Below are 25,859 nucleotides of genomic sequence, written 5' to 3' on the forward strand. Positions count from 1 at the left end.
AGTAGGCTCGATCGGCGTGTCGTCCAACTCGTTTCCCGATCCGTCCAGCGTCCGTTACGACGGTCCGTGGACGCATCGGGACGTGCATGCCAACGGCATTCGCTTCCACATCGTCGAAGCGGCGCCGGACCGCGCGGACGCACCACTGGTGGTGCTGTTGCACGGCTTCGCCGACCTCTGGTGGTCCTGGCGGCATCAGCTGACCGGACTCGCCGAACTGGGCTACCGCGCGGTCGCGGTGGATCTGCGCGGTTACGGCGACAGCGATAAACCGCCGCGCGGCTATGACGGCTGGACGCTCGCGGGCGATATCGCCGGGCTCATCCGCGCCATGGGCTATTCCGAGGCCACACTGGTCGGGCACGCCGACGGCGGCCTGGTCTGCTGGACGACCGCGGTGCTGCACCCACGGCTGGTGCGGTCGATCGCGCTGGTGAGCTCGCCGCATCCGGCCGCGCTCAAGAGCGCGGTACTGCGCGACCGGCGTCAGCGTCACACCTGGCTGCCGAATTTCCTGCGTTATCAGCTGCCCCGGTACGGCGAACATCTACTCACCTCCGGTGACGGCTTCGAGGTGGAGCGGCTGCTGCGCCTGCGGGTGAGCCGCGCCTGGTCGGGTACCGCCGAATTCATCGAGACGGCCAATCGGATGCGCTCGGCCATCCAGATACCCGGTGCGGCGCACTGTGCGCTGGAATACCAGCGCTGGGCCTTCCGCAGCCAATGGCGGCCGGACGGTCGGCGGTTCATGGCCACCATGCGCCAGCCGATCCGCATTCCGGTGCTGGCCATGCGCGGTGAGCTCGACGGCTACATCCTGCCCGCGACCTTCCAGCGCGGCCGCCGGTTGTCGCCGCAGCGGCGGCAGGTGGTGATTCCGGGCGCGGGTCACTTTGCGCATCAAGAGAATCCGGACGCCGTCACGACCGAGTTGGCCAAGCTGCTCACGTAATCCCGGTCCCGCTGGGGCCCAACTGACCGGGGGCGACAGGGCTGGATGCCCCGTCGCCCCGACGTATCAGCTGAGTACGCAGGCTCCGGTCTGGATCGCGGTGTTGGCCCCGGCAGCGGCTTCCAGCTGTGCCCGAACCTCGTTCAGGGTCAGCACATAACCGGTGTCGTCGTCGGTGACGGCGGCGCCGAAGACCACGCCGAGCACCTGACCCTCCGTATCCACCAGTGGCCCACCGGAATTGCCTGCCCGCACCAGACCGCGGACGGTGTAGACCTCGCGCTCCACGGTGCCGTTGCGGTAGATGGTCGGTCCGGTCAGATCCAGGGTTTCGCGCACGCGCGCCGCGCTGGCCGTATACGGCCCACCACCCGGATACCCGAGCACGATGGCGCTGTCGCCGGAGTGCGCGGACGAGGGGGCCTGCGGCACGATCGGGGCAGTCAGGCCGGGCACCGCGAGCACCGCGACATCCTTGGACGGATCGAACAGCACCACCGTCGCCTCCAGCGGACCGCGCGCCGTGTCCACGCTGACGCTGGTCGTACCGGCGACCACGTGCGCGTTGGTCATCACCCGCTCGGGCGCGATCACGAAGCCGGAGCCCTCCAGCGCGCGCTGGCAGCTCGGCGCGACGCCGCGGATGCGCACCACGCTCTGCTGCAGCGAGGCCGCGACCGGGCTGGCGAGCACGCTGGGATCCGGCGGCTCGACCGCCGCGATCGGCGCACGGCCGAACGGTCCGATGACGTCCGGCAGCCCAGAAGTGTTGAGCAGCCTGGAGAATTCGTTGGGCAGCCGCCGCAACCAGTTCGGCGAGACATCGTTGACATCGGCGAGCACCTTCGAGCCGTTGATGGCCGAGGCGATGGCCGGCTGCGACGAGGTGGCCAGCGGCAGCGCCAGCAGCCAGGCGGTGACCAGCACCGCGACCGCCTGCAACACCGCGCCGACGACGCTGTCCACACTGCGGGTGAACGGATGCCGCATCCCGCCGCGCGCGGCGCGGCCCAGGACCATGCCCGCGACCTCACCGACGATCACCAACAGCACGATCAGCAGCACGCCGGTGAGCACCCGGGGTCTGCCCTCGTTGACGTGGATCAGAATGTGCGGCGCGATGAGGATGCCGGCGACCGCGCCGAGCACCACGCCGAGGAAGGCCAGTGCGGAGGCCACCGCGCCCTGCCGCCAGCCGGAGGAGGCGGCGAGCAGCGCGAGCAGCACCACCGCGATATCGAGCCAAGCCGATGAACTCATAACGTCATCCCAACGGCCGCGAGCGCGGACTCTAGATCACGAACATCGCCGCGGTCCCAATCCCGTTCCCATCCGGCGGATTTGCAGATGCCGGCCAGAATGCCGCCGGTCAGTCCCCACACCAGCATCCCGTCCACCTGGAACGCGGGGCTTTGATAGCCGAGGCTGCCACGCACCATGAACCGGTTCGCCGGATCGAGCAACTCGGCCAGTGGTACGCGCACCACGCGTTCGGTCTCGCTCTGATTGACCACTCGGACCTTCCTCGGGGTGTGCCAGTAGGCCACCACCGGGGTCACATCGAATCGGGACGGGGGGACGAACAGTTTCGGCAGTACGGCGAAGGGTTCGACGCCTTCGCGCGCCAGCCCGGTCTCCTCACAGGCCTCGCGCAGCGCGGTATCGATCGGCCCCGCGTCGCCCGGATCGACCGCACCGCCGGGAAAGGCGACCTGGCCGCGGTGCTGGCGCATGGTGGACGCGCGCTGGGTGAGCAGCACGTCCGCATTGGCGGGCAGCCCGCCCGGCGCCTCGGGATCCGATTCGGGCGAACCGCTGAACAACACCAGCACGGCCGCCTGGCGCGGTGTCGTGCTGATGGATATGGCCCGGCGCATCGCCCGCGCGATGGTGAGCGTGTCGGAGCCGTCGGTATTGGGATCGGCCGCTCGACGCAGCCACCGCGGGATGCTGCCCGGCGTGGCGATCTCGGTCATGCGGCATCCGTTTCTGCAAGCCCGAGGGGCCCTACGTGGTTACGCACGCTGCCTCCTCCGGGCCCTGACTCGGTCATGCGGCGACTCCCAGATTGTTCTCGACCGTGTCGGCGATGTCCTCGACACCGTTGAAGGCGCGCACCACCACCTCGGCGACCGATCCGTCCGCACGCAGCAGCACCGACACCGGCAGCACCGCTGGCGCACCGACCGCGGTACGCACCTTGGCGCGCGCGTCGAGCACGCCCGGCAACGTCACCTTCAACTCGGTCAGCAGCGCAAGCGCCCTTGCCTCATCCGGATCGCTGTGCACCGTCAGCACGGTAATCGCGTTTCCGGCGCGTCGCGCGTACTCCTGCACAAACGGCAACTCTTTGGCACACGGCCCACACCAGTACGCCCACAGGTTCAGCAGTGCCGGTTTGCCCGCGAGCGCGGTGGCCAGATCGACCGGTTTTCCGTCCGCCAGACAGTCGACGCTGATCCCCGTCAGCGGCCCGCCGCCGATCGCGTCCGGCGTCGGTATCGGACATGGCGAGAGCCGGGCGGCGGTGCGCGCCTCGACCGAGGCCGTCGCGACGGAATTCGCCGGATGATCGCCGCCGGCGGCGGTGTCGTCGTGGGTGCGGGGCCACAGCGCGACCGCCAAGGCCACCACGGTGATCAACCCTGCCAGCGCCAAGCGCGCCGCGACAGGTATCCGTCTCACCGGCCCACCAGCTCGAGCAGGTGCTCCGCCTCCGGCCCCTTCACGAGCTTGGCCGCGGTATCCGGATCGGTCGGCCCGGTTCCGAACGAGGGGCAGTCCTTGGCCAGGATGCAGACACCGCATGCGGGTTTACGGGCATGACAGACCCGGCGCCCGTGAAAAATCACGCGATGGGACAGCATCGTCCATTCCTTGCGCTCGATCAGCTCACCGATGGCGTGTTCGACCTTCACCGGATCTTCCTCGGTGGTCCACGCCCAGCGGCGCACCAGACGACCGAAATGGGTGTCGACTGTGATGCCGGGCACCCCGAAGGCGTTGCCGAGGATGACGTTGGCAGTCTTGCGGCCGATGCCCGGCAATTGCACGAGTTCGTCGAGGGTGTGAGGCAATTCACCGTCATAGCGCTCGACCAGTGCCTGCCCGAGCCCGATCAGAGAACTGGTCTTGTTCCGGAAGAAGCCGGTCGGCCGGATGTATTCCTCCAGCTCGGCGCGGTTCGCACCGGCGTAGGCGCGGGCGTCCGGATACTTGGTGAACAGTGCCGGTGTGGTCAGATTCACTCGCCCATCGGTGCACTGCGCGGAAAGTATTGTGGCGACCGCCAATTCGAGTGGCGTGGTGAAGTCGAGCTCACAGTGCGCGTCCGGGAATGCCACCGCGAGTACACGGTTCATCCGGCGGGCCCTTCGGGTAAGGCCGAGCTGGGTTTCCGCTTGTCGCGCTCGGGATTTACGTTTCGGAACGGGGACCGCGGCGGGTTGCGCATCGGTCGCCTCGGCGGCAGGCGAAGACCCGCCGATGGCGGCTGTGGAGGGGGAGACACGCACGCGTCCACCATACGGAATCACCCCATAACGTTGCCCTCCTAGATCTCTTGCCGTGTTCCATCTGAGACCTAGACCGTGTTTACTGCTCGTCATGCAAGGACTCGCTGTGGTGCTCTTCCCAGTGGTGCTGATGCTTTTTGCACTGGGCATGGAGCGGGTCGAGAATCGGCTCCGCAAACTTCTCGAACCCGACGAAGAGGTTCAGCAGTACCTGGACAAGGCAAGTAACGCCGAAGTGAAGGAGCTGACGAAGCTCGGACTACCCGCCGCGGTGGCACGGATGCGCAAGCGCCGGTCCCGTGGCGAAGAATTGGACGTCGCACGCGCGAGCTGAAACCCAATTACACATGACCTGATTCTTTCGAGCGACCTGCGCGCAGCCGCTAGGGGCGCAGCGCGCAATCCACTCGTTACGTGGTGTCTGTCACTACGCTGTCGTAATGCCGCGTAGACTGCGCTGTTGGCCGAATCGCTTCGGTCCAGGACAGAGCCATTTCCCATAAGGAGCACATTCGTGGACGAGGCCCTCGCCAGAGCAGGCATCTTCCAAGGCGTAGAGCCCACCGCGGTGGCGGCTCTCGCCAAACAACTGCAGCCCGTGGATTTTCCGCGCGGCCATGTCATCTTCAACGAGGGCGAACCCGGCGACCGGTTGTACATCATCACCTCCGGCAAGGTGAAGATCGGACGGCGTTCCCCGGACGGCAGAGAGAACCTGCTGACCATCATGGGTCCGTCGGACATGTTCGGTGAGCTGTCGATCTTCGACCCGGGTCCGCGCACCTCCACCGCAACCACCGTGACCGAGGTTCGCGCGGTCACCATGGACCGAGACGCACTCAAGTCCTGGATCGACCAGCGGCCCGAGATCGCCGAGCAGTTGCTCCGCGTTCTCGCCCGTCGTTTGCGCCGTACCAATAACAACCTGGCCGATCTGATCTTCACCGATGTCCCCGGCCGGGTCGCCAAGGCGTTGCTGCAGCTCGCGCAGCGGTTCGGCACCCAGGAGGCCGGTGCGCTGCGGGTCACCCACGACTTGACCCAGGAAGAGATCGCCCAGCTGGTCGGCGCCTCTCGTGAAACCGTGAACAAGGCCCTTGCCGACTTCGCGCATCGCGGCTGGCTCCGGCTGGAGGGCAAGAGTGTGTTGATCTCCGACTCCGAGCGCCTGGCCCGCCGCGCGCGCTGAATAAATACGCGAAAGCACGCTGAGTTCAAGCGTTCCAATGAACTCAGCGTGCTGGCGTGTTCCCAGGTCAGATGGTCAGTTGGTCGCGGACCGCAGATACTCCAATTGCGCCTGCACCGAACTGCGCGCGGCCGGCCACAGCCGCTTGTCGACATCGGCGTAGACCTTGCGCACCACCGCCATCGCACCCGCGTCCGGGCCGAGTACGCGTAGCGCTTCGCGTACCTGCTCGAGGCGTTCTTGCCGGTGCGCGATGTAGTAGCGGGCGATCGGCTCCAGATCGGGATGATCCGGACCGTGCGCGGGCAGCAGTGCCCGTCCCGCACCCACCTCGACCAGCTTGTCCAGCGATGCCAGGTAATCGGCGAGGGTGCCGTCGCTGGAGTCCAGCACGGTGGTCCCGAAGCCGAGGATGGTGTCACCGGTCAATACCGCGTCGTCGAGGACGAAGCTCACCGAATCTTTGGTGTGGCCCGGGGTGTCGAGGACGGTGATCCGGAGACCGGCCGCCTCGATCACCTCGCCGGCGGCCAGCGGCGCCTCGGAGCCGCGCAGGAATTCGGCGGTCCTGGCCCGCACCGGCGTCCCCGTCAGCTCGACCAAGCGGTCGATACCGCCGGTGTGATCGTGATGCCGATGGCTGATCAGGGTGAGCGCGATATTGCCGTCGGTGGCGCGGGCGATCGCCGCGCTGTGCGCCTTGTCCTTCGGTCCCGGATCGACGACCACATAATCCGATTCCCCGGGTGCGCGCAGCAACCAGGTGTTGGTGCCCTCCAGCGTCATCTGGCCGGGATTGTCCGCGAGCAGGACCGCCGCGGTCGGCGTGACCTGCCGCAGCTGGCCGTAGGCGGGATGGGTGAGCGTCATCGGATTACCCCAGTCGATCGAAAACCTTGGCCGCAAGTGACTGTCGCTCGAACAGTCCGTGATCCTGTCTAGCGCACTTCGGCGATCAGTTCGACTTCGACCGGAGTATTGCGTGGCAGTTCGGCGACGCCGACCGCGGAGCGCGCGTGCACGCCCGCATCACCGAAGACCGCGCCGAGCAGCTCCGAGGCGCCATTGATGACCTGCGGCTGATCGGTGAATCCCGGTGCGGAGGCGACGAATCCGACGACCTTGACGATCCGCACGACGGCGTCGAGCCCGACCAGGTCGTGCACCGCGGCGATCGCGTTGAGCGCACAGAGCTTCGCGGCTTCCTTGGCGTCTTCGAGCGAGACCTCCGCGCCGACCTTGCCGGTCGCCGAGAGCTGACCGTCCACGAACGGCAACTGTCCGGAGGTATAGACGAGCGAACCGGTGCGGATCGCCGGAATGTAGGCCGCGACCGGCGCCACGACCGGCGGTAGGGTCAAACCGAGCTGGGCGAGGTTCTTCTCCCACTGGGTCATTGGCGAAGTCCCTTCTCTACTTGGGGCGCTTGAGGTAGGCGACGTGCTGCTCGCCGGTCGGGCCCGGAAGCACGGTCACCAGCTCCCAGCCGTCGGCGCCCCACTGGTCGAGGATCTGCTTGGTCGCATGCGTCAACAGCGGAACGGTCGCGTACTCCCACAGTGTCGAATCACTCATACGCCAGAGCGTATAGAGGTCGGGGTTCATCCGTACCCGCGGCATGTCAGCGGCGGTGTCCACAGCGTCTCGCCGCACTGTCTGGGACGGAATGTCCGCGAAAATGAACCAGTAACCATATCCCCGGGGCGCGATCTCAGCACGGGTTATAGGCTCGCGATCGTGGGAGTACCAACAGCAGTGCCCATTTCGGCGGAGCCGGGGCTGGAAACGGGGTGGCCGGAGCGCGCGGATAAGGCCCGCTTGCACTATGTTTCCGGCAAAGGGGGAACCGGCAAGTCGACGGTCGCCGCGGCGCTCGCGCTCGCGCTGGCCGCGGGTGGACGGCGGGTGCTGTTGGTGGAGGTGGAGAGCAGACAGTCCATTGCCCAACTGTTCGATCTGCCGCCATTGCCACCCACCGAGACCAGGATCGCCACCGCGGATGGCGGCGGTGAAGTGGTCGCGTTGGCACTCGATATCGAGCATGCCTTCCTCGAATACCTCGACATGTTCTACAACCTCGGCTTCGCCGGGCGGGCGATGCGCCGGGTCGGGGCGGTCGAATTCGTCACCACGATCGCACCTGGTCTGCGCGACGTCATCCTGACCGGCAAGATCAAGGAATGCGCGGTCCGGGTGGACAAGCAGGGCAAACCCGCCTTCGACGAGATCGTTGTCGACGCACCGCCGACCGGACGGATCGCCAGCTTCCTCGATGTCACCCAGGCGATGGTCGAGGTAGCCAAGGGTGGGCCGATCGCCGCGCAGGCCGAGGGCGTCTCGCGGCTGCTGCACTCCGACCAGACCATGATCCATCTGGTCACGCTGCTGGAGGCACTGCCGGTGCAGGAGACCGCCGACGCGGTCGCCGAACTCACCGCCAACGACTTGCGGATCGGCACCGTAATCGTGAACCGGGCGACCAAGAGCCAATTGCCCGCCGAGGTGCGCAGTAAGGCCGCGCGCGGCGATATCGACCGCGACACCCTTCGCGCCGGACTCACCGAGGCCGGAATCTCGTTGTCGGACCAGGACTTCCAGGGGCTGATCACCGAAACCGTCGAGCACTCGGCCACTTTGCAGGCACAGGACGACAGCGCCACCGAACTCGCGAAAGTGGATGTGGCGCGGATGTATCTGCCCGCCCTCGCCGACGGTATGGATCTCGGCGGGCTCTACGAACTGGCGGAACATCTAAGTAAGCAGGGGGTTCGATGACCGCTCCGAATGTGGCCGCGCCACTGGATATTTCGAGGATCATCGAGGATCGCACGGCGCGTGTCGTGGTCTGCTGCGGCGCCGGTGGCGTCGGCAAGACGACCACCGCGGCGGCCATCGCATTGCGCGCGGCCGAGCGGGGTCGCAAGGTCGTGGTGCTCACCATCGATCCGGCGCGCCGGCTGGCTCAGTCACTCGGTGTCGCCGATCTGGACAACGCGCCGCAGCGGGTGGCGCTCGGTCCGGAGGCCAAGGGTGAACTGCACGCGATGATGCTCAATATGCGCCGCACGTTCGACGATATGGTGCTCGAGCACACCAGTGCGGACAAGGCGGAGCAGATTTTCGCCAACCCCTTCTATCAGACCGTCGCCTCGTCCTTCGGCGGCACCCAGGAATACATGGCGATGGAGAAGCTCGGCCAGTTGGCCGGGCGCAAGGAGTGGGACCTCATCGTGGTCGACACTCCCCCGTCGCGCAACGCGCTGGACTTCCTCGACGCGCCCAAGCGTCTCGGAAACTTCTTGAACGGTAGGATGATCCGGGTCATCATGGCCCCCGGCCGCGGCGTCACCCGGCTGGTGACCGGTGCGATGAGCCTGGCGGTGCGCGGTGTGTCGACCATCGTCGGCGGTCAGATGCTCAAGGATGCGTCGAACTTCCTGCAGTCACTGGACTCGCTGTTCGGCGGTTTCCAGGATCGAGCGGACCGGACCTACGCGATGCTCGCCAAGCCGGGCACGCACTTTCTGGTGATCGCGGCCGCCGAACCGGATGCCCTGCGCGAGGCCTCGTTCTTCGTCGACCGCCTCTCGACCGAACGGATGCCGCTGGCCGGACTGGTACTGAATCGGACGCATCCGGTGCTCAGCTCGCTGCCCGCCGATCACGCGCAGACCGCCGCAGATCAGCTGGCCGAATCCGATCCGCTGACCGCCTCGGTGCTGCGCATTCACGCCCAGCGAGTCGCCACCGCGAAGCGTGAACAGCATCTGCTGCACCGGTTCACCGGTGCGCATCCACGGGTGCCGATCACCTCGGTGACCGCGCTGCCCTTCGAGGTCTCCGATCTGGATGCGCTGCGGGCGGTCGGTGATCAACTCACCGATGCGCACGCGGTCGATGTGACCGCCTGATCGGTGGTCGCCCGAGCCGAAATCATCTGGGCCGAAATCGGCTGGGCCACCGTGTCATTCTGATATCGGATTGATATAGCCCCATTAACGGACTCGAGCCCGCAATCGCGGGCTCGTTTCCGTTCTATCCGAGTCAGATGGCGACCTGATGCTGACGCTGGGCCTGGAAGAAGTCGGCCCACGAGGTCACCTCCGGGTGCTGCTTCAGCAGCGCGCGACGCTGCCGTTCGGTCATACCACCCCACACTCCGAACTCCACTCGATTATCGAGAGCATCGGCCCCACACTGCATCAGCACCGGGCAGTGCCTGCAGATCGTCGCCGCCTTGCGCTGCGCCGCGCCGCGGACGAACAGTTGATCAGGGTCTACTTCCTTGCATCGGGCCTGGGCTACCCAGGCGATCCTTGCTTCGGCCTGCTCTACGTCCAATCGAGCGATGGGGGTTGTCATGTGCATTTGGTGTGCCCCTTTGCAGTCCGAACACCGGGTCAACGGCGCTCCAGAATCGCGTGTCAGTGTCGCAGCAACCCAATCCCCGCTGCGAACTGCACCACATTCCACTTTGAGTGTTAGCTCTATCACACTGGGTTCTCAATCTAGGTAAAGGTATGGCTTCTGCGCAAGACCGTTCCGAGACTTTTTGGTACGTCCGTCCCTGCAAACGTGATAGAGAACCGGGCGGTTGACTCGACATGCGGCTCGCCCTCCGACGACACGCCGCATCAAGTCCCGCGACACGCCCATTCGGGCGCTCGAAGCGCAAGTTCTGGCGGCCGTAGCGGACTGCTCGCACATCGCTCGAAAGGGCTGCAGCGGCGCTTGCAGGTCACTCGAAAGGGCTGCAGCGGCTGCTTGCGGATCGCTCGACATGGTCATAGCGACTGCTTGCAGATCGCTCGCAAGGGTCGTCGCGACTGCTTGCAGGTCGCTCGAAATGAGCCGTAGCCACTGCTTGCAGGTCGCTCGAAAAGAGCCGTAGCCACTGCTTGCAGGTCGCTCGAAAAGAGCCGTAGCCACTGCTTGCAGGTCGCTCGAAAAGAGCCGTAGCCACTGCTTGCAGGTCGCTCGAAAAGAGCCGTAGCCACTGCTTGCAGGTCGCTCGAAAAGAGCCGTAGCGACTGCTTGCAGGTCGCTCGAAATGATCAGCACAAACACACCCGAGAGAGCCGAATCGGCACCCCGTAGTCTGGGGTCCGTGCCGATCACACATACGCTCGCGAGGCTGTGCGGCAGCTGCGCGCTGGCCGCCGTGCTAGTCGCCGGGTTGTTGTTCCCTCTCGCAGGCGGTTTCGGGTTCGTCTCCAACCGAGCCGCGGACGCCGTCGACAATGTGTCCGCGGAGTTGGTCGAGGGCACCGCCCCCGCCGTCTCGACCATGCTCGACGCGAATGGAACACCCTTCGCCTGGCTGTACGAGCAGCGCCGCTTCGAGGTATCAAGCGACCAGATTTCCAACGATATGAAGTTGGCGATCGTCTCCATCGAGGACCGGCGCTTCGCCTTACACGAGGGCGTGGACTGGCAGGGCACACTACGCGCGTTCCTCACCAATACGACCAGCGGTGAGGTCCAGCAGGGCGCGTCCACCCTCGATCAGCAGTATGTGAAGAACTTCCAGCTGCTCGTTGTCGCCAAGACCGACGCCGAGCGCCGGGCCGCCATCGAGACCACCCCCGCGCGCAAGCTGCGCGAGATCCGGATGGCGCTCACCCTGGACCGGGAGCTGACCAAGGACGAGATCCTCACCAGGTATCTGAACCTGGTCCCGTTCGGTAACTCCTCCTATGGCATCCAGGACGCGGCGCGGACATATTTCGGTATCGACGCGGTCAACCTGAACCTGTCGCAGTCGGCGATGCTGGCGGGCATGGTGCAGTCCAGCTCGAAGCTGAATCCCTACACCAACCCCGAGGGCGTGCTGCAGCGGCGCAATACCGTGCTGGACACCATGATCCAGAACATTCCGAGCCGGGCCGAGGAGTTCCGCAAGGCCAAGTCCGAACCGCTCGGCGTGCTGCCCGAGCCCAACGGCCTGCCGCGCGGTTGTATCGCCGCCAACGATCGCGGCTTCTTCTGTGATTACGCGATGCAGTACCTGGCCAACGCGGGTATCAGCCGCGAACAGCTCAACACCGGCGGCTACAAGATCAAGACCACCCTCGATCCGGCGGTGCAGGATTCGACGAAGCGTTCGGTCTCCGAGGCCGCGAACCCGAACCTCGACGACATCGCGCAGGTGATGTCGGTGGTCGGGCCGGGCCAGGATTCGCATCCGGTACTCGCCATGGCGAGCAGCCGCACCTACGGCCTCAATCGGGAGGCCAACGAAACCGTGCAGCCGCAGCCGTATTCGATGGTCGGTGACGGCGCCGGCTCGATTTTCAAGCTCTTCACCACCGCCGCCGCCATGGAGAAGGGCATGGGCATCAACGCCCAGCTCGATGTGCCGGGCCGGTTCGAGGCCAAGGGCATGGGTAACGGTGGTGCGCGCGGCTGCCCGCCGGCCACCTACTGCGTGCAGAACGCGGGCAACTACAAGTCGCCGATGTCGGTGACCGAGGCGCTGGCCACCTCGCCGAATACGGCGTTCGTGAAGCTGATCCAGGCCGTCGGCGTCACCCCGACCGTCGATATGGCGGTGCGCCTCGGCATGCGCTCCTACACCGAGGCGGGCACCTCGGGCCACGGTAACCAGAGCCTGGCCGACATGATCAAGGAGCAGAACCTCGGCTCCTTCACCCTCGGCCCGGTCGCGATCAACCCGTTGGAGTTGTCGAATGTGGCCGCCACCTTGGGTTCCGGCGGCCGCTGGTGCCCGCCCTCGCCGATCAAGGAAGTGATCGACCGCTACGACCGGCCGGTGCCGCTGACCCAGCAGGCCTGCGAACAGGTCGTCGAGCCCGGACTGGCGAACACCCTGGCGAACGCGATGAGTAAGGACGACATCAGCGGTACCGCGGCCGGTGCGGCGCAGGCCTCCGGCTGGAACCTGCCGCTGTCGGCCAAGACAGGCACCACCGAGAGCCACCGCTCCTCGGCGTTCGTCGGCTTCACCAACTCGCTGGCGGCCGCGGCCTATGTCTACGGCGACAGCCCGACGCCCGGCGAGATCTGCTCGTTCCCGCTGCGCAGCTGCGGTGACGGCAATCTCTTCGGTGGTAACGAGCCCGCCAGGACCTGGTTCAACGCGATCAAACCGGTGACCGGGAACTTCCCACCGCCCGGGTTGCCGCCGTTGGACGATAAATACGTGCGCGGGTCGAACCAGGCCCAGGTCCCCGACGTCACCAACATGACTCAGGGGCAGGCGACCGCCGCGCTGGTGGCTGCGGGCTTCCAGGTGTCACCGGTGAACGGGGCGGGTGCGCCGCCGAAGGGGACCGTCATGGGGACCGCACCGAACGGATCGGCGATTCCCGGGTCCGTGATCACCATCTATATCAGTGACGGAACCCAACGGGTGCCGACACCGGCGCCCGGACCCGCGCCGGCGCCCGGCATTCCACTTCCGAACATTCCCGGAATCCCCGGATTCCCGAGTATCCCGGGGTTCCCGGCCCCTCGATAGCTCGACACAATACGAAACCGCCGACCCGGAGGTGATCCGAGTCGGCGGTTTCGTTTGTTCCGGGATGAGATCGCTACAGGCGCGCCTTCACCGCGGCCGAGATGCGGGAACCGTCGGCCTTTCCCGCGGCGATCGCGGTGGCGGCCTTCATGACCTGGCCCATCTGCCGCATGCCCGGCCGCTCGCCGAGATCCTGGGCGACCTGCGCGATCGCGGTGTCCGCGACGTCGGCGACCTCGGCGTCGGTGAGCTGGGTCGGCAGGTACTCGTCGATGATGCGGGCCTCGGCGTGCTCGTTGGCGGCCAGCTCGCCGCGCCCGGCCTGGGTGTAGACCTCGGCAGACTCGCTGCGCTTCTTCGCCTCCTTCTGCAGGACGGCAATGACCTCGGCGTCGGAGAGTTCCTTGGCCTGCGCACCCGCGACCTCGGCGGTCTGGATGGCGGCCAGCAGCATCCGGAGCGTGGCCAGGCGCAGCTTGTCCTTGGCTTTCATCGCGGCGGTCATATCCGCCCGCAGCTGCGATTTGAGTTCCGACATGTGCCACACGGTAGCCGCTTCCCTGTTTCGGGCCCACTACATTTGCCTCGCTGTCCGAATTCGACGGGGCAACACCGCCGACGATTGCCGGCGGGCGGGAAAGAACCTGCCGCTTGTGCGGAAACACACTCGGCGTTCCTAACCGGGGTCACCTATGCTGGGCAAATGCCCGTAATCTCGACCTCCGCTATCCGACGAACCGCGTTGGGAGCCGCCGGGGCCGCGGTGGCCGGTATCGGCTACGCCTCGCTGATCGAACGAAACGCCTTCGTCCTGCGCGAGGCCACGATGCCCGTGTTACAGCCGGGCTCGTCGTCGCTACGGGTGCTGCACATCAGCGATCTGCACATGATGCCCGGTCAGAAGCTCAAGCAGCAGTGGCTGCGGGAGCTGGACCGGCTGGAGCCGGATCTGGTGATCAATACCGGTGACAACCTGTCGCACCAGAAGTCGGTGCCCGCGGTGGTCCAGGCCCTCGGCGGATTGCTTTCCCGCCCGGGCCTTTTCGTTTTCGGCAGCAATGACTACTTCGCGCCGGTGCCGAAGAACCCGGCGAAGTACTTCAAGAAGGATCACCGCCGGGTATACGGCGCGCCGCTGCCGTGGAAGGACCTGCGCGCGGCCTTCACCGAGCGCGGCTGGCTCGATCTGACCCACGTCCGCCGCGACGTCGAGGTCTCGGGCATTCGGATCGCGAGCGCGGGCGTCGACGATTCGCACCTGCAGCGCGACCGCTACGACACCATCGCCGGCGCGCCGAACCCGCTCGCCGATCTGCGCATCGGCCTGACCCACTCGCCCGAACCACGGGTCCTGGATCGTTTCGCCGAGGACGGCTACGACCTGGTCATGGCCGGACATACGCACGGCGGACAGCTGTGCCTGCCCGGATACGGTGCGCTGGTCACCAACTGCGGTATCGACCGCTCCCGGGTGAAGGGCTCCTCGAAGTGGGGCGCACACACCCAACTGCACGTCTCCGCCGGACTCGGCACCTCACCGTGGGCGCCCTACCGGTTCTGCTGCCGCCCGGAGGCGACGCTGCTGAGCCTGGTCGCCGCGCCGCCCAAGCGCCCCAATGCCGATAGCGGCCATGGCGTTTCACCCTCGGAAGCCATCGCACGCTGAGTTCGGCTAAGGTCCCTTGCCGAGACTGATGTCAGGCAGGGGATAAGCGTGAATGATTTCGACGACCGGCCCGAACCAACTCGATCCGGTGCGCCGTCTCAGCAACAGCCTTACGGCGCAGGGCAATTCGGTCCTGCGCTGGGACCGTCCGAATTCGGGCAGTCCGATCCCACCGATCATGCGCAGAGCCCCAGCGCTCAGGCACAGAACACCTTCGGCGCACCGGTGGATCTCGACTCCGCCGCAAGCCCGCCGTTCGGCGGCGCGCCGGAACCCACGCTGCAATGGCAACCCGGGGTCATCGGATCGACCCGAACATCAAGCGCACCAGGACAACTCGATCCCACCACGGCGTGGGCACCTCGATCGGCCGGGTCCGCACAACACGAGCCATCCGCGCAGTGGGCACCGGCCGCGTCCGCGCCCTACCAACCCAGTGTGCAATGGGAGCCGGTTCCGCGGCGGCGAACCAGGCAATTCCAGTCGGGCGCAACGACACCCGAACAGGCGGGTGCGCCGCCCGCGGACGGCGGGCTGAGCGCACTCTACGGCGGCCAACGCTCACCGGGCTTTCCGACCGGCTCGAACGGCCGCCCCGGCCGCGGTCGGGGTGCGGCGTGGGTGGCGGCAGCGGTGGCCGCGCTGGTGGTCGCCGGCGGGGCGACAGCGGCGATCGTGGCGGCCGACCGCGGGTCGGACGAGACCACCGCGCAGGACACCCCACCGTCCATGGTGAGCGCGTTGACGACCACCGGTGGCTCGCACACCGCGCCGCCGACTACTACGCCCGAGCCGACCCAGGCCAATAACGAAACCCCGGTCGTGCCCGGGTACAAAGTGGTCGTGGCATCGGATCTAGGGGCCGCCTACGACGTCCCGGCCGACTGGACCGTTGCCCCCGACGGCAAGGTCGGCGGTTTCGGTGCGCCGCCGAACGCCGTCACCGGCAAGGGACTAGCCACCGATGGCAAGAGCTACTGCCCCGGCTCGACCCGCACCGTGGCCTTCCTGACCGGCTCCAAGGACAACGATTCGGCGATAGCCGCAACCGAACTCGGCACCAGGACCGCCGAGGCCGCGTACACGAACTCACCGGGCGGCATGCCGAGCCCGGCACAGCCGCTCAATTCGCTCGACGGCGCCCAGCAGGGGATGTTCGTGGAGACCAAGGGCATCGCCACCAAGGTCAACCCCGGCTGCGCCACGAACTACTCGGTCTATACCTTCGCCACCCCCACCGATAACGGCAGTTTCGTCATGGTGATCGCCGCCGACACCGGCGTCCCCAACGCCGTCGACGCGGATACCGCGAAGCGGATCTTCACCAGCATTCGGCCCCACAAAGAGTAATTGACCTGCCGGTTTAACGTCTGGACCCGAGCTGTTGTAAGCTACTCCAGGTTCGATTCACGGGGTGTGGCGCAGCTTGGTAGCGCGCTTCGTTCGGGACGAAGAGGTCGCAGGTTCAAATCCTGTCACCCCGACTCGTGGTTGAGACGAACTGAACGGCTCCCGGCCTGGTAACAGGCTGGGGGCCGTTTCGGTATCCGCGCCGCGGCCGCGCTGTGCTGATCTGGTGATCGGATCCGGCCACCACACCGCACCGGCGATGACCGCTAGTAGCCCGCACACCAGGGCGAGCAAGCCAACGATCACGAACCCATCCATCGTTACCTCCCGAGACTTCTCGTAGGTGCACCCGGCGCCGGGGGCGGTCGCCACCGACCGGCGGCACTCGACGGGCGGTGTGCCTGGAATACGGGCATCAACCCGGCGCCGGGGCTGGTTCAAGCCTGCTGTGGCGATATGTCCGGCGATAGCACGGCGGCGTTGCCAGGTGTTGCTGTCTGCTCCTCAACACTGTGCACCCGAGGTGAGAACATTCCGAAGGAGGCGCGCCGGGAAAAACCCGACACGTCCAGCGCGGTGAGCAGACTCTTACCGCTTGCTAACTTGTGGTCATCTCGATGAAACGCGAGGTCCATAGCGTATACACGCATGTCGACACGAGTGGCCACACTGGCGGACGCGGCGGGACGGCCGCTACGAGACGTGGTTTATACGACGTTGCGTGGCGAGTTGATGAACGGGGATATCAGGTTCGGGGAGCGCCTGACCGAGCCCAAGTTATCGGCTCGGTTCGGTATCTCCCGGACACCGATCCGGGAGGCGCTGACGGTGCTGTGCTCGGACGGGCTGTTGCAGCGCGAGGAGTACGGCTTCACTCCGGTGCGGCCGAGCATCCCGCTGATCCGGGATCTGTATGAGCTGCGAATCACCTTGGAGCTCAGTGGTATTCAGCGAGCGATCGATAATCCGGCGGTCGTGCACGACCACGGGCTGCTGGCGGTGGAGCGGGCGGCCTGGCTGGTCTTGCGGGCGGATCCGCCCGAACAGGAGCCCGGTTTCGTGGTTCGGGACGAGGAGTTCCACGTCACACTGCTGACGGCGGCGGGCAATGCCGAGCTGGTGCGGTCACTGAAGGCGGTGAACTCGCGGATCCGGCATGTGCGGATGTACGACTTCATGGTCAACAACCGGATCGAGACCACCATCGCCGAGCATCTGGGAATTCTGGATGCCGTACTGGCGCAAGATCTCCCGCTGGCCTACCGCCTGCTGCACACCCATATCGGCGAATCGCTGGATGTCGTCCTCGATCGGGTCACGCGGGCCATCGCCGCGATGTCCCTGGCAACTGACTAGGGAGTTCGCGGTGACGCTGGAGTTCGATACCGTCCTGATCGCCAATCGTGGCGAGATCGCCTGCCGGATCATGCGCACGGCACGTGCGCTCGGGTTGAAGACAGTCGCGGTCTACTCCGATGCCGACGCGGGTGCGGCACACGTCGAAATCGCCGATATCGCAGTGCATCTGGGGCCGAGCCCGGCGGCCGAGTCTTATTTACGCGCCGACCGGGTGATCGAGGCGGCGCTGTCGGCCGGCGCCGGCGCGATCCATCCCGGATACGGATTCCTTTCGGAGAACGCGGATTTCGCGACCGAGGTCATCGCAGCCGGAATCAGGTTCGTCGGTCCGACACCGGAGCAACTGCGCATCTTCGGCGACAAACACACCGCCCGTGAGACAGCGAGATCCGTTGGGGTGCCGCTGATTCCGGGCAGCGGATTGCTGGAATCCGCGGAGCACGCGGTGGCGGAGGCCGAGCGCATCGGCTATCCGGTGATGCTCAAGGCAGTCGGTGGCGGCGGCGGTATCGGCATGCAGGCCTGCGGCACCGCCGATGAGCTGCGGTCGGCCTATCTGCGGGTGCAGCGGCTGGCCGCGACCAACTTCTCCTCGACCGGGGTCTTCCTGGAGCGGTTCGTGGCGCGGGCCAGGCATATCGAAGTGCAGCTGTTCGGTGACGGTCGCGGCCGCGTGGTCAGCCTGGGCACCAGGGACTGTTCGCTGCAGCGGCGCAATCAGAAGGTACTCGAGGAGGCGCCCGCGCCGGGGCTCACGCCGGATCTGTCGGGGCAGCTGCTGGCGGCGTCACGGGAGTTGGCCAGGTCGGTCGGGTACCGATCGGCGGGCACGGTCGAGTTCGTCTACGACGTCGAGCGCGGTGCGGCCTCGTTCCTGGAGATGAATACCCGGCTGCAGGTCGAGCATCCGGTGACCGAGGCGGTGACCGGGGTCGATCTGGTCGAGTGGATGCTGCGGCTGGCCGGCGGGGACACCTCGATGGTGGACGAGCAGCCCGAACGCGGACCGGAGATCACCGGATGGGCCGTCGAGGCGCGGGTCTACGCCGAGGATCCGGGGCATGACTACCGGCCGAGTGCCGGACTGATCACCGCGGCGACATTTCCAGCGAAATCCGAATCCGGCGTTCGGGTCGATACCTGGATCGCCACGGGGACCGAGGTCAGCCCCTATTACGACCCGCTGCTCGCGAAGGTCATCACCGCCGGGGCCACCCGCGACGCCGCCTTCGCCGGACTCAGCGACGCGCTCGCCACGACTCGGATCCACGGCGTCCAGACGAATCTGCCCCAGCTGCGGGCGGCCGGTGCCGATGCCAGGGTGCTCGGCGCCGAACATGTCACGACCACGCTGGCCGATATCCGATCCGCCGGGCATCGCATCGACGTGCTGCGTGGCGGCACGATGACCACGATTCAGGATCACCCGGGCCGAATCGGGTTGTGGCAGGTCGGAATTCCGCCGTCGGGTCCGATGGATGATCTGTCGTTCACACTCGCCAATGCCGCCGTCGGGAACCCGCTGGGCGTGCCCGCGCTGGAGTGCACGCTGCAGGGTCCGCAGCTGCGCTTCGCCGATGCCGCCGTGGTGTGTGTGACCGGTGCCGAGACACCGGTCACGGTGGACGGGTGGCCGGTCCCGATGTGGCAGCCGGTCACGGTCGGGGCTGGTTCGGTGCTCGATATCGGCGCACCGGCCGACGCCGGATTGCGTACCTATCTCGCGGTGCGCGGCGGCATCGACGCACCGCTGTATCACGGGAGTGCCGCCACGTTCACCCTCGGCGGCTTCGGCGGTATCACGGGCAAGGCGGTTGTCGCGGGAGATGTGCTCGGCATCGTCACGGATCGGCCGGAGCTCAGCGAACCGCGCGCGGTGCCGATCGACGAGCAACCGGAATTCACGCATATCTGGAAGCTGGCCGTCGGCGTCGGCCCGCAGACCTCGCCCGCCTATTTCACCGCTGCCGATATGGACCAATTCTATTCGCACCCTTGGCAGGTCGGCAGTCACGCGAATCGCACCGGCATCCGGCTGGATGGTCCGAAGCCGACCTGGTCGCGCACCGATGGCGGTGATGCGGGGCTGCATCCCTCGAACCTGCACGACAACCCGTACAGCGTCGGGACATTGAACGTCTCCGGCGATACTCCGATCCTGCTCGGACCGGACGGGCCGAGCCTGGGCGGCTTCGCCTGCCCACTGACCGTCATCTCGGCACACCGCTGGAAGCTCGGCCAATTGCGCCCCGGCGACACCATCCGCTTCGTCCCCGTCGACGACGACCGGGCGACCGCGCTGCGCCGTTCGAATATCGCACGCTCTCGCGCCGAGATCCCCGAAGCCACAGTGGATCTCACCGCAGCACACAGTGTGCTCACCGGTTCGGGCGAAACCGTAGATGACCGTGGCGTTCTCGCCACTGTGGCCGCGGGTGCGGATCGGCCTGGGGTCGCCTATCTGCGCGGCGGCGACGACAACATCCTGGTCGAATACGGTGAGATGGTGCTGGATCTCGGCCTGCGCATGCGGGTGCACGCACTCGCCGAGGCGCTGGCCGGTACCGGGCTGCCCGGCATCATCGACGTGACACCGGGTGTCCGTTCGCTGCATATCCACTTCGATCCCGATGTGCTCCCGCAGTATCGGCTGCTCGGCGCACTGACCGAGCTCGAGCCGGCGCTGCCGGCCACCCACGATCTGGTGGTGCCGAGCCGCACCATTCGGTTGCCGCTGTCGTTCGACGATCCGTCCATCACCGAAGCGATCGATCGTTATCGCAGCGGTGTCCGCGATAGTGCGCCGTGGCTGCCCTCGAATACCGAATTCATCCGCCGCATCAACGGACTCGACAGCGTCGACGAGGTGCGCGCCGCGGTCTTCGATGCCGAGTATCTGGTGCTCGGACTCGGCGATGTGTATCTCGGTGCGCCACTGGCGGTTCCGCTCGACCCGCGACATCGTCTGGTCACCACGAAGTACAACCCGGCGCGCACGTGGACGCCATCGGATGCGGTCGGCATCGGCGGCAAGTACCTGTGCGTATACGGCATGGCGTCACCGGGCGGCTATCAGCTGATCGGGCGGACCGTGCCGATCTGGTCCAGCTACCGGCAAGCCGCGCCGTTCGAGCGGGGCACCCCGTGGTTGTTCCGGTTCTTCGACCGCATCGTCTGGGAACCGGTGACGCCCGAGCAGTTGCTCGAGCAGCGCGCGGCCGCCGCGGCCGGACGTTTCGACGCCGAGGTCAGCGAGGGCACTTTCGCGCTCGCCGACCACCTGCGGATGTGTACCGAAAACGCCGAATCCATCGCGGAATTCGAGACGAAACAGGCCGTCGCCTTCGATGCGGAGAAGCAGGCCTGGCGCGCCGCAGGGGAATTCGAGCGGAGCGCGACGGTCGAGAGCACGCCGGAACCGGTTTCCGATCCACTCGCGGGTCTGCCCGCGGATGCGACCGTGGTCACCGCGCCGATGATCGGCAATGTCTGGCGGGTGGAGATAGCGGTGGGCCAGCGGCTCGGCGCCGGCGACCCGGTGGCCATCCTGGAAGCGATGAAACTCGAACTGCCGGTGCACAGCCCGGGCACCGGCACGGTATTGAAGGTGCTGGCCACCCCCGGCGCCAAAGTGGAACCGGGAACCCCGCTAGCAGTGATCGGAGCCGCCGAATGACCTCAGGCGTCCTAGGCAATACCGAAGTCCATGGCACGCCCACCGAACGCGTCGCCGCCGCATATCGGCGGATCGCCGAGGTCGATCGGCCCGAGGTATGGATCACGCTGCGCGCACAGAGCGATGTCGCCGCCGATGCGGCGGCCGTCGAGCAGCGGCTCGCCGAGGGCGCTTCCTTGCCGCTGGCCGGGATATTGGTCGCGGTCAAGGACAATATCGACGTGGCCGGATTGCCGACCACCGCGGCCTGTCCGGAATTCGCCTACACCCCAGAGGTCACCGCGGCGGCGATCGAACGCCTGGTCGCGGCGGGTGCGGTGGTGCTCGGCAAGACCAATCTGGATCAGTTCGCCACCGGTCTGGTCGGCACGCGCAGCCCGTACGGCGCGGTCCGCCATGCGCACGACCCGGAGTTGATCTCCGGCGGGTCCAGTTCCGGATCGGCGGTCGCGGTGGCATTGGGTATCGCGGATATCGGAATCGGCACCGACACAGCGGGTTCCGGGCGAGTCCCGGCCGCGCTGCACGGAATAGTCGGCATCAAGGCCACTTTGGGCATCATCCCGGCACACGGAGTACTTCCGGCATGTGCGGACTACGACGCCGTAACGGTTTTCGCGACCGATCTGGACCGTGCGATCGCGGCGGCCGCGGTGATGGCCGGTCCGGAGGCGCGCGATCCGCGTAGCCGGAACTGGCCCGCCGATGTGCGGCTCGCCGCGCCGCAGGCGCCTCGGCTGGCGATACCCCGCGCCGAAAATCTGGCCGCGCTCAGCGAACCGTATCGAGATGCCTTCGCCCGCACCGTATCCGCGGTCACGAGTGCGGGGATGGCAACCGAAGAGATCGATATCTCCGGGCTGCTCGATGCCGCGCTGCTGCTGTACGACGGCTCGATCGTCGCACAACGCTATGCGGCGGTCGGCGCGTTCCTGGACACCGCGCCCGCGGGTGCCGACCCCACCGTGACGGCGATCATCAATTCCGCGCGGGCGACGACCGGCCCCGGCTTCGCGGCCGATCTGGATACCATCGCCAGGGCGAAAGCCGCGGCGGCGGCGACCTTGTCCGGGTTCGACGGACTGCTGCTGCCGACGACCACCGAGCATCCGAGTATCGCCGCGGTACAAGCGGATCCGCTGGGGATCAACCGCCGGATGGGCACCTACACGAACTTCTGCAATCTGCTGGATATGGCGGCCGTAGCCGTCCCCGGCCGACCCACCGCTGCTGGAGCTCCGTTCGGGGTGATGGTCGTGACACCGGCCTTCGCCGATCAGGTCGCGATCGATATCGCCGCCCGCATCATCGGCAAGGACACCGCGCCCGTCCTGATCGAAAGTGGGGTTGAGCTCGCCGTTTTCGGCGCGCACCTGCGCGGTCAGCCGCTGCACTGGCAACTGGAGGAGATCGGCGCGCGGTTCACCGGCGAGATCCGCACCACCGATGCGTACCGCCTGACCGCCCTCGACACCGCACCCCCGAAGCCGGGGCTGGTGCGCCACGGTGCCGGACTCGGTGCGCCGATCCTCGGCGAACTGTTCCGGGTGTCGACGGCAGGGCTGGGCAGTTTCCTCGCCGCACTGCCCGCGCCGATGGCGTTGACCAGCATCGAATTATCCGACGGTCGTGCGGTTATCGGTTTCGCCTGCACCTACGACGCCGCCGGCGCCGCCACCGATATCACCTCGTTCGGTGGCTGGAAGGCCTATCTGCAAAGCCAGAACTGACTCGCGGATCGGCAGCGCCCGCGCTCGGCGGGCGCTGCCGGTTTCCGACCGTCAGTGCGCGCAAGGCGGTGGCGAAGTCGTCGCCGGTGGGCAGACCGCCGTCGGGATCATTGAGCCACTGCAGCGAAAGCCCGTTCAGGAGTGCGAAATACAGCCGCGCCACCGCGTCTGTCTCGGCCCTCGACAGATCGGGATGCACCGCACCGAGAATGGCCGCGATTTGCGTGACGGCCTCCTCGTTCATTCGTTCCACATACCGTCGCTCATCCGACGAACGATGCAGGCGGATCAGATTCTCCGCCTGCGCGACCATGCCTTCTCGGTGGCGCCGAAAGATGGTGGCGATGCCCGCCCAGGTGGGCGCGAAGGCCTCGGCGAGCGAGCGGCCGGTCCCCGCGCTGCGAATCAGCCGTTCGAGATCGTCACCGATCTGTACGACCGTCTTACACATTTGTACTAGACAAACGTGCAAGCCGTCTGTTAGACATATGTGCAAGACATTCGAGTCAGTGAGGAACAGATCATGAGCACCAACCACTCGGCCACCAGCCAGCCCCGGATCCTCGTGTGCGGCGGCGGCATCGGCGGCAATGCTGTTGCCCTGCAACTGCTTCGGGCCGGGATCCGGGCCACCGTCGTCGAGCGCGCGGACGCACCCCGCCCGGGTGGGCAGGCCGTCGATCTGCGCGGCCCGAGCGTCGAGGTGGCGCAGCGGATGGGGCTGATGCCGGGCATCCGCAAATCCCAATTGGACGAGCGCGGCATGGTTTTCGTGGACAGCGAGGGCAAGGAGCTGCTGCGCATGGCCGCGGAGGTCTTCGAGGGTAAGGGCACGGTCGCCGAGATCGAGATCACCCGCGGCGATCTGAATGAGGTGCTGCTCGATCTGCTCGCCGAGGCGGGTGGGGTGGATTATCGCTACGGCGAATGGGTTACCGAGATCAGCCAGGACGGCGCGGGCGCGGATGTCACATTCGCCTCCGGTGCGACCGAGCGATTCGACATCGTGATCGGCGCGGACGGACTGCATTCCACGACCCGGCGGCTGGTGTTCGGCCCGGAGGAACAGTTCTCCACCTACCTCGGCGGCTACATGTCCTTCTTCACGCTGCCGACGCCCGCCTACGCGGAACCGCATTGGATCGCGATGAACTCGCTGGTCGGCGCCACCGGTGTCGGGCTGCGACCCGATGCCGACCCGAGCACCTGCAAGGCGCTCGTGGTCATTCGCGACGCGGCGAATCCGGCGCTGCGCCGCGATATCGCGGCCCAGCAGCAGCTCATCGGCGAGCGTCTGAACGACGGCGGCACCATCGCCGACACCGTCCGCAACGCCATGGCCGAGGCCACGGACTTCTACTTCGACGAACTGGCCCGCATCGACGTCCCGAACTGGTCCAAGGGCCGGGTGGTCCTGCTCGGCGACGCGGGCTACTGCGGCTCGCCGCTCACCGGGCAGGGCACCGCGATGGCCCTGGTCGGCGCGTACGTCCTGGCCGGTGAAATCGCCTCGCACGCAGCCGATCCCGAGCAGGCGCTGGCCCGCTACGAAGAGGTGCTGCGCCCGTTCGTCGCCACCGCACAAGAACTGCCGCCCGGTGGGTTGCGATCGATGACGCCCAAGTCCCGGTTCGGGATCCGCGCGGGCCTGTTCGTGAGCAAACTGATGACCACCAAGGTGATGAAGCCGCTGGTGATGAAGATGCTCACCAAGACCGAGAGCTACGAGCTGCCCGACTACGCGGCCCAGACCGTCGGGTAACCGCGCTTCGCGACTACCGGCACCGGCCATATCGGTGCCGGTAGTGGCGTTTTCGGGGCTCGTATGGTGCCCGGTGGCGATAACCGAGTCGTGATGAGCGCCCTCGGCATTTGGGCACGCTTCCCGAAATCGCCAGTGTGGTCACCTTTTTTGGCGAGTGCTGCGACGGGTTGGGCTACCGCGCAGGACATTCGGGGCGATGGCGATACTGCCCGGCCGCTAGCGGCGGCCGGGCCGGTCCCCTCTCGTGAACCGGCCCGGCCCATACCTCTGGGTGGGATCGTCGGCGTGCACCGAATGGTTACCTTCGGCAGTGGCGGACTGCGCGTTCGCCGGTCAGCTCCGGGAAGAGCCATCCGAAGTGGTTGCCCCCGATAAAAGCTCCAGCCGGGACGGTCACCCCTCGTGGACCGGCCCGGCTGGCGCTACCCCCGTGACGCGACCTGCTACCCCTCGTAAACAGGTCGAGCCCGGTTCCCCACCCCGGTGGTGGCTTACTCCCGTAGCGTTCCGGGTTGTTCTCCCGTGTGCTCCGGTGTTGACACAAACAATGCCGCCACGGGCTTGTTGGGCACTTAAGAAGACCTTGCAGGAGCCAAGCCCCAGGTAGCGGTATTTTTTCGGCGGGATCCAGCCGAGTTTGCGGCGGGGCGGCGCGAATCGGCGGATGATGGACCGTGAGGGCGCCAAGGAGATGGGAGCGGCGATGGAAACCGTGGTTGTCTGGATGCTGGCCTGCCTGCTGTATTGGTGGGGCCTGTTGTAGTTCCGAAGCCTGGGGCCCGTCGAAACCTGCCCCCGAAAAACGAAACAGCTCCGCCCCCAACCGAAACGGTGAGGGGCGGAACTGTTTTTCGAACCACCGCCGATCGGGGACAGCATCGCCCTGCGGATGGGCTAAGCGATCATGGGAATGGCCGGGGTGGCGATCGCGGTGCCCGAAGGAGGCGGCTGCGGAATAGATCCGGACGAGAGGCGGTTGACCACCCTGTCGGCGTCCGGACAGCCCCGGGCCTCACCCCATTTGTCGCTTCGAGCGACCACCCGCCGAGAGGCGCTTGTGGGACGTCGGCACCCGAGTCGTGACGCTGGCGTAGCGTCCGGCGGCTCAGCGTGGCCAGGTTCACCCCCGGACCTGGCGGCGTTTCGCATGTCGGCCCACGATTCGTGGTCTGCGGCG

At 66.8% G+C, this 25,859-nt stretch carries 22 protein-coding genes and 1 tRNA gene; 13 read left to right on the top strand and 10 right to left on the bottom strand.

All coding sequences use genetic code 11. The features are described 5' to 3' along the window. The first annotated feature begins 16 nt into the window (after positions 1–16). Positions 17–952, top strand: coding sequence for an alpha/beta fold hydrolase (locus OG874_RS33555; RefSeq protein WP_330251082.1), 936 nt, complete (start codon positions 17–19; stop codon positions 950–952). A gap of 66 nt (positions 953–1,018) precedes the next feature. Here the strand turns inward: OG874_RS33555 and OG874_RS33560 are convergent, their stop codons facing one another. The 4 genes from OG874_RS33560 to nth all read right to left on the bottom strand — a co-directional run bounded on the left by OG874_RS33560 (position 1,019) and on the right by nth (position 4,467). Further along, positions 1,019–2,212 carry a MarP family serine protease gene (locus OG874_RS33560; RefSeq protein ID WP_330251083.1) on the bottom strand — a complete coding sequence of 398 codons (1,194 nt, stop codon included), beginning with the start codon at positions 2,210–2,212 and terminating at the stop codon, positions 1,019–1,021. Continuing rightward, positions 2,209–2,928, bottom strand: coding sequence for an NUDIX hydrolase (locus tag OG874_RS33565; RefSeq protein ID WP_330251084.1), 720 nt, complete (start codon positions 2,926–2,928; stop codon positions 2,209–2,211). The genes OG874_RS33560 and OG874_RS33565 overlap by 4 nt, the downstream gene beginning before the upstream one ends. Before the next feature lie 73 nt (positions 2,929–3,001). Continuing rightward, on the bottom strand, positions 3,002–3,628 hold the full coding sequence (locus tag OG874_RS33570) for a TlpA family protein disulfide reductase (RefSeq protein ID WP_330257533.1): 627 nt from the start codon (positions 3,626–3,628) through the stop codon (positions 3,002–3,004). A gap of 5 nt (positions 3,629–3,633) precedes the next feature. Next, a complete protein-coding gene (nth, locus tag OG874_RS33575) occupies positions 3,634–4,467 on the bottom strand; it encodes an endonuclease III (protein WP_442943159.1) in 834 nt (277 codons plus the stop codon). Positions 4,468–4,558: 91 nt separating this feature from the next. Between nth and OG874_RS33580 the strand changes: the two genes are divergently transcribed. Both OG874_RS33580 and OG874_RS33585 read left to right on the top strand, forming a co-directional pair. Next, positions 4,559–4,801 (top strand): hypothetical protein, encoded by a 243-nt coding sequence (locus OG874_RS33580; protein WP_062980679.1) that lies wholly within the window; start codon positions 4,559–4,561, stop codon positions 4,799–4,801. 180 nt (positions 4,802–4,981) lie between these two features. Next, on the top strand, positions 4,982–5,656 hold the full coding sequence (locus OG874_RS33585; protein ID WP_011206875.1) for a Crp/Fnr family transcriptional regulator: 675 nt from the start codon (positions 4,982–4,984) through the stop codon (positions 5,654–5,656). A 75-nt stretch (positions 5,657–5,731) separates the two neighbouring features. On the opposite strand, the gene OG874_RS33590 is transcribed toward OG874_RS33585, so the two are convergent. From OG874_RS33590 to OG874_RS33600, 3 genes are all read right to left on the bottom strand, one after another. After that, positions 5,732–6,526, bottom strand: a complete 795-nt coding sequence (locus OG874_RS33590) for an MBL fold metallo-hydrolase (RefSeq protein WP_330251085.1) — start codon at positions 6,524–6,526, stop codon at positions 5,732–5,734. A 68-nt stretch (positions 6,527–6,594) separates the two neighbouring features. Beyond that, on the bottom strand, positions 6,595–7,053 hold the full coding sequence (locus OG874_RS33595; protein ID WP_330251086.1) for a RidA family protein: 459 nt from the start codon (positions 7,051–7,053) through the stop codon (positions 6,595–6,597). Positions 7,054–7,069: 16 nt separating this feature from the next. Beyond that, entirely contained in the window at positions 7,070–7,231 is a 162-nt protein-coding gene (locus OG874_RS33600) for a DUF4177 domain-containing protein (RefSeq protein WP_330251087.1), read from the bottom strand. 180 nt (positions 7,232–7,411) lie between these two features. Between OG874_RS33600 and OG874_RS33605 the strand changes: the two genes are divergently transcribed. Both OG874_RS33605 and OG874_RS33610 read left to right on the top strand, forming a co-directional pair. Beyond that, positions 7,412–8,431, top strand: coding sequence for an ArsA-related P-loop ATPase (locus OG874_RS33605; RefSeq protein ID WP_330257535.1), 1,020 nt, complete (start codon positions 7,412–7,414; stop codon positions 8,429–8,431). After that, positions 8,428–9,567, top strand: a complete 1,140-nt coding sequence (locus OG874_RS33610) for an ArsA family ATPase (protein ID WP_330251088.1) — start codon at positions 8,428–8,430, stop codon at positions 9,565–9,567. The genes OG874_RS33605 and OG874_RS33610 overlap by 4 nt, the downstream gene beginning before the upstream one ends. 133 nt (positions 9,568–9,700) lie before the next feature. Here the strand turns inward: OG874_RS33610 and OG874_RS33615 are convergent, their stop codons facing one another. Continuing rightward, positions 9,701–10,024 carry a WhiB family transcriptional regulator gene (locus tag OG874_RS33615; protein ID WP_330251089.1) on the bottom strand — a complete coding sequence of 108 codons (324 nt, stop codon included), beginning with the start codon at positions 10,022–10,024 and terminating at the stop codon, positions 9,701–9,703. Positions 10,025–10,763: 739 nt separating this feature from the next. Here OG874_RS33615 and OG874_RS33620 point away from each other — a divergent pair. Further along, positions 10,764–13,136 (top strand): penicillin-binding protein, encoded by a 2,373-nt coding sequence (locus OG874_RS33620; protein ID WP_330251090.1) that lies wholly within the window; start codon positions 10,764–10,766, stop codon positions 13,134–13,136. Between the two features lie 73 nt (positions 13,137–13,209). Here OG874_RS33620 and OG874_RS33625 read toward each other — a convergent pair whose 3' ends face one another. After that, the gene (locus OG874_RS33625) at positions 13,210–13,674 is read right to left on the bottom strand and encodes a GatB/YqeY domain-containing protein (protein WP_330251091.1); all 465 of its coding nucleotides are present in this window, start codon (positions 13,672–13,674) and stop codon (positions 13,210–13,212) included. A gap of 165 nt (positions 13,675–13,839) precedes the next feature. On the opposite strand from OG874_RS33625, the gene OG874_RS33630 reads away from it, so the two are divergent. The 6 genes from OG874_RS33630 (at position 13,840) to atzF (ending at position 22,917) form a co-directional block, all read left to right on the top strand. Continuing rightward, positions 13,840–14,802, top strand: a complete 963-nt coding sequence (locus OG874_RS33630) for a metallophosphoesterase (RefSeq protein WP_330251092.1) — start codon at positions 13,840–13,842, stop codon at positions 14,800–14,802. 48 nt (positions 14,803–14,850) lie between these two features. Further along, the gene (locus tag OG874_RS33635; RefSeq protein ID WP_330251093.1) at positions 14,851–16,152 is read left to right on the top strand and encodes a hypothetical protein; all 1,302 of its coding nucleotides are present in this window, start codon (positions 14,851–14,853) and stop codon (positions 16,150–16,152) included. Positions 16,153–16,212: 60 nt separating this feature from the next. Beyond that, positions 16,213–16,286: transfer RNA gene (locus OG874_RS33640), tRNA-Pro, on the top strand. 514 nt (positions 16,287–16,800) lie between these two features. Continuing rightward, a complete protein-coding gene (locus OG874_RS33645) occupies positions 16,801–17,508 on the top strand; it encodes a GntR family transcriptional regulator (RefSeq protein WP_330251094.1) in 708 nt (235 codons plus the stop codon). A 70-nt stretch (positions 17,509–17,578) separates the two neighbouring features. Beyond that, positions 17,579–21,187, top strand: coding sequence for an urea carboxylase (gene uca / locus OG874_RS33650; RefSeq protein WP_442943453.1), 3,609 nt, complete (start codon positions 17,579–17,581; stop codon positions 21,185–21,187). Then, positions 21,184–22,917, top strand: coding sequence for an allophanate hydrolase (gene atzF, locus OG874_RS33655; protein ID WP_330251096.1), 1,734 nt, complete (start codon positions 21,184–21,186; stop codon positions 22,915–22,917). The genes uca and atzF overlap by 4 nt, the downstream gene beginning before the upstream one ends. Here the strand turns inward: atzF and OG874_RS33660 are convergent. Beyond that, positions 22,871–23,368, bottom strand: coding sequence for a hypothetical protein (locus tag OG874_RS33660; protein ID WP_330251097.1), 498 nt, complete (start codon positions 23,366–23,368; stop codon positions 22,871–22,873). The two genes, atzF and OG874_RS33660, sit on opposite strands and share 47 nt — an antisense overlap. Positions 23,369–23,440: 72 nt before the next feature. Between OG874_RS33660 and OG874_RS33665 the strand changes: the two genes are divergently transcribed. After that, on the top strand, positions 23,441–24,679 hold the full coding sequence (locus tag OG874_RS33665) for an FAD-dependent monooxygenase (RefSeq protein WP_330251098.1): 1,239 nt from the start codon (positions 23,441–23,443) through the stop codon (positions 24,677–24,679). The last annotated feature ends 1,180 nt before the right edge of the window (positions 24,680–25,859 follow it).

Origin of the sequence: Nocardia sp. NBC_00565, from assembly GCF_036345915.1 — a bacterium.
Taxonomy (GTDB): domain Bacteria; phylum Actinomycetota; class Actinomycetes; order Mycobacteriales; family Mycobacteriaceae; genus Nocardia.